Annotated in this window: 4 protein-coding genes; all 4 read left to right on the top strand. The window is 72.2% G+C overall.

Annotated features, from left to right (window positions below; genetic code table 11):
- A partial coding sequence (locus GT030_RS32160) for an adenosylcobinamide-GDP ribazoletransferase (RefSeq protein ID WP_202460835.1) occupies nucleotides 1–262 on the top strand: 262 nt, incomplete at its 5' end.
- Between the two features lie 238 nt (nucleotides 263–500).
- Entirely contained in the window at nucleotides 501–2,027 is a 1,527-nt protein-coding gene (locus tag GT030_RS32155) for a leucyl aminopeptidase (RefSeq protein WP_161204099.1), read from the top strand.
- 242 nt (nucleotides 2,028–2,269) lie between these two features.
- Nucleotides 2,270–3,658 (top strand): dihydrolipoyl dehydrogenase, encoded by a 1,389-nt coding sequence (gene lpdA / locus GT030_RS32150; protein WP_161204098.1) that lies wholly within the window; start codon nucleotides 2,270–2,272, stop codon nucleotides 3,656–3,658.
- A 61-nt stretch (nucleotides 3,659–3,719) separates the two neighbouring features.
- On the top strand, nucleotides 3,720–3,960 hold a 241-nt coding region (locus tag GT030_RS32145; RefSeq protein WP_346009788.1), incomplete at its 3' end, for a biotin/lipoyl-containing protein.

Below are 3,960 nucleotides of genomic sequence, written 5' to 3'. Positions count from 1 at the left end.
GCCGGTGCCCGGAGTGCTGGCGGCGGGGGCGGCGGTGACGCTGGCGGCCGGGGCGGGCGGGGCGCTGCTCGGGCCGTGGGAGGCGGTGCGCGCGGCGGCGGCCGTACCGCTCTGTCTCGTCCCGGCCGAACTCCTGCTGCGCCGCTGCGTCTCCCGCTTCGGCGGGGTCACCGGGGACGTGTTCGGCGCCCTCGCGGAGACCGCGGCCACGGCCGCGCTGCTCGTGCTGTGCCTGGGAGGCACCGCCCCGTCGGTCGGCTGAGGACGGCAACTGTGCCGTACCCGGGCCCAGTTGTCCGACCCGCCTGACAGGGGTGCCCGACGTGCGGGCGGCCGGGGTGGTCCTCGGCAATGAGCGAACGCACGTACGCGCGTACTCTCGTGGCGGGTGTTCGCCGACAGGGAGTCGACCCACCCCTTGCGGCGGTCGCCCCTCGCGGACGACCGGCTTGCGCAAACGGCCCCAGCAAACTTCACATCGGAAGCGAGATTTCACCACCGTGACTGCTCTGACTCTCAGCACCGCCGCGGCGCCGGGCCCGCGGGCCGACGCGATCGTGATCGGTGTCGCCAAGGCCGGCACGGGCCCCGTCGTGGCGCCCGGCGCCGAGGCCGTGGACCAGGCGTACGACGGCGGGCTGGCCGGCGTCCTGAAGACCCTCGGTGCCTCGGGCGCCGAGGGCGAGCTGACCAAGCTGCCCGCCCCCGCCGGTCTCGACACCCCGCTCGTGGTGGCGGTGGGCCTGGGCGCCGAGCCCGAGGCGGACGCCTGGTACGACGCCGAGGCGCTGCGCCGGGCCGCCGGTGTGGCCGCCCGCGGTCTCTCCGGCACCACGAAGGCCTCCTTCGCGCTCCCCGTCGACGGTCCGGGCGCGCTGGCCGCGATCGCCGAGGGCGTGCTGCTCGGCGCGTACGCCTTCGACGCGTACAAGGAGAGCCCGAAGGACGACAAGGCGAAGAACGACGGCCGCCCGCTCGGCGAGGCCGTGCTGCTGGGCGGCGAGGAGGGCGAGGCCGGATACCAGGCCGCCGTCGACCGCGCGAGGGCGGTCGGCGAGGAGCTGAACCGCGCCCGCGACCTCGTCAACACCCCGCCGAACGACCTGGACCCCGCGGCGTTCGCCGCGATCGCGCAGGCCGCGGCCGACGAGCACGGCCTCACCATCGAGGTGCTGGACGAGCAGGCCCTGAAGGAGGGCGGCTACGGCGGCATCCTCGGCGTCGGCGCCGGCTCGGCGTCCACCCCGCGCCTGGTGAAGCTGGCGTACCGGCACCCGGAGGCGGACAAGCACCTCGCCTACGTCGGCAAGGGCATCACCTACGACTCGGGCGGCATCTCGCTCAAGCCCGCCGGGCACAACGAGACGATGAAGTGCGACATGGCCGGCGCCGCCGCCGTGTTCGCCGCCGTCGTCGCGGCCGCCCGCCTCGGCCTCAAGGTGAACGTCACCGGCTGGCTGGCGCTCGCCGAGAACATGCCGTCCGGCTCCGCCACCCGCCCCGGTGACGTGCTGCGCATGTACAGCGGCAAGACCGTCGAGGTGCTCAACACCGACGCCGAGGGCCGCCTGGTGCTGGCCGACGCGCTGTGGGCGGCCTCGGCCGAGGAACCGGACGCGATCGTGGACGTGGCCACCCTGACCGGCGCGATGGTGCTGGCGCTGGGCAACCGCACCTTCGGGATCATGGCCAACGACGACGCCTTCCGCACCTCGCTGCACGAGGTGGCCGAGGAGTCCGGCGAGCCGGCCTGGCAGATGCCGCTCCCCGAGCACCTGCGCAAGGGCATGGACTCCCCCGTCGCCGACATCGCCAACATGGGCGAGCGGATGGGCGGCGGCCTGGTCGCCGGCCTGTTCCTGCGCGAGTTCGTGGGCGAGGGCATCACCTGGGCCCACCTGGACATCGCGGGCCCGGCCTTCAACGAGGGCGGCCCCTTCGGCTACACGCCCAAGGGCGGTACGGGCACCGCCGTGCGCACACTGGTGCGGCTGGCCGAGCAGACCGCCGACGGCGACCTCGGCTGAGCCCGCGGGACCCCGCCGGGGGCGCGGACCTGGCTGGTCCGCGCCCCCGGCGCGAGGCGTCCGGAGCGGACGTGGGGCGTCTCACACCCCGGCCCGGCGTCCGTCGCACCCCCGACAGGTGCAAAGATGGAGCCCGGCAGGACAGGGCCCCCACCACAGGGCCGAAGCATTGAGCGGCCGGACACCAGCCGCCTGCCGGTCATCGGAGACCGGCACAGGCGCACATGCATGGAGGACGTGACGTGGCGAACGACGCCAGCACCGTTTTCGACCTAGTGATCCTCGGCGGTGGCAGCGGTGGTTACGCCGCGGCCCTGCGCGGAGCGCAGCTTGGCCTGGACGTCGCCCTGATCGAGAAGGACAAGGTCGGCGGCACCTGCCTGCACAAGGGGTGCATCCCCACCAAGGCCCTGCTGCACGCGGGCGAGATCGCCGACCAGGCCCGCGAGAGCGAGCAGTTCGGCGTCAAGGCGACCTTCGAGGGCATCGACGTCCCCGCCGTCCAGAAGTACAAGGACGACGTGGTCTCGGGCCTCTACAAGGGCCTCCAGGGCCTGATCGCCTCCCGCAAGGTGACGTACATCGAGGGCGAGGGCCGGCTGTCCTCCCCCACGTCGGTGGATGTCAACGGGCAGCGGATCGAGGGCCGCCACGTCCTGCTCGCGACCGGCTCCGTGCCGAAGTCGCTGCCGGGCCTGGAGATCGACGGCGACCGCATCATCTCCTCCGACCACGCCCTCGTCCTGGACCGCGTGCCCAAGTCCGCGATCATCCTCGGCGGCGGTGTCATCGGCGTCGAGTTCGCGTCCGCGTGGAAGTCCTTCGGGGCCGACGTCACCGTCATCGAGGGCCTGAAGCACCTGGTGCCGGTCGAGGACGAGAACTCCTCCAAGCTCCTGGAGCGCGCGTTCCGCAAGCGCGGCATCAAGTTCAACCTCGGCACCTTCTTCGAGAAGGCCGAGTACACCCAGGACGGCGTGAAGGTCATTCTCGCCGACGGCAAGGAGTTCGAGGCGGAGGTCCTCCTCGTCGCCGTCGGCCGCGGCCCGGTCTCCCAGAACCTCGGGTACGAGGAGCAGGGCGTCAACATCGACCGCGGCTACGTCCTGGTCGACGAGTACATGCGCACCAACGTGCCGACCATCTCGGCCGTCGGTGACCTCGTCCCGACCCTCCAGCTCGCCCACGTCGGCTTCGCCGAGGGCATCCTGGTCGCCGAGCGGCTGGCCGGTCTGAAGACCGTCCCGATCGACTACGACGGCGTCCCGCGTGTGACGTACTGCCACCCGGAGGTCGCCTCCGTCGGCATCACCGAGGCCAAGGCCAAGGAGATCTACGGCGCGGACAAGGTCGTCGCCCTGAAGTACAGCCTCGCGGGCAACGGCAAGAGCAAGATCCTCAAGACCGCGGGCGAGATCAAGCTCGTCCAGGTCAAGGACGGTGCCGTGGTCGGCGTCCACATGGTCGGCGACCGCATGGGTGAGCAGGTCGGCGAGGCCCAGCTCATCTACAACTGGGAGGCGCTGCCCGCCGAGGTGGCCCAGCTCATCCACGCCCACCCGACGCAGAACGAGGCGCTCGGCGAGGCGCACCTGGCGCTGGCCGGAAAGCCGCTGCACGCCCACGACTGAGCCTTCGGCCCCCGGGCGCGACGACACAGACTTCCGCAATTCCTAAGGAGCAACAGAAACCATGGCGGTTTCCGTAACCCTTCCTGCGCTCGGTGAGAGCGTCACCGAGGGCACTGTCACCCGCTGGCTGAAGGCCGAGGGCGAGCGCGTCGAGGCCGACGAGCCGCTGCTCGAGGTCTCCACCGACAAGGTCGACACCGAGATCCCGGCCCCCGTCGCGGGCGTGCTGGCCTCCATCAAGGTCGCCGAGGACGAGACCGTCGAGGTCGGCGCCGAGCTGGCCCTGATCGACGACGGCTCCG

This window comes from Streptomyces sp. SID1328 (assembly GCF_009865595.1).
Taxonomy (GTDB): domain Bacteria; phylum Actinomycetota; class Actinomycetes; order Streptomycetales; family Streptomycetaceae; genus Streptomyces; species Streptomyces griseoluteus.
This window is presented reverse-complemented; position numbering and strand designations above follow the sequence as displayed.